Source organism: Streptococcus mitis (genome assembly GCF_946190115.1).
GTDB lineage: Bacteria > Bacillota > Bacilli > Lactobacillales > Streptococcaceae > Streptococcus > Streptococcus mitis_CO.
Map to the genome: position 1 here is coordinate 1 of NZ_CAMHZG010000053.1, position 404 is coordinate 404.

The 404-nt window shown below is 54.5% G+C and carries 1 pseudogene; it reads left to right on the forward strand.

From position 1 onward, the window contains the following. Positions 1 to 404 (forward strand): annotated as a pseudogene (locus N8L90_RS09365) (hypothetical protein); the annotation flags it as partial.

Genomic DNA, 404 nt, shown 5'->3' on the forward strand with positions numbered 1-404 from the left:
GACGCTACAGCACTTGTGCTTGCTGACGTAGACGCTACAGCGCTTGTACTTGCTGAGGTAGACGCTACTGCACTTGTGCTTGCTGAGGTAGAGGCTACCGCACTTGTTGATGCTGAGGTAGACGCTACGGCGCTTGTGCTTGCTGAAGTAGAGGCTACTGCGCTTGTGCTTGCTGACGTAGACGCTACAGCGCTTGTTGACGCTGATGTAGAGGCTACAGCACTTGTGCTTGCTGAGGTAGATGCTACCGCGCTTGTGCTTGCTGAGGTAGAGGCTACTGCACTTGTTGACGCTGAGGTAGACGCTACGGCACTTGTTGATGCTGAGGTAGATGCTACGGCACTTGTTGACGCTGAGGTAGACGCTACTGCACTTGTTGACGCTGAGGTAGACGCTACAGCGCT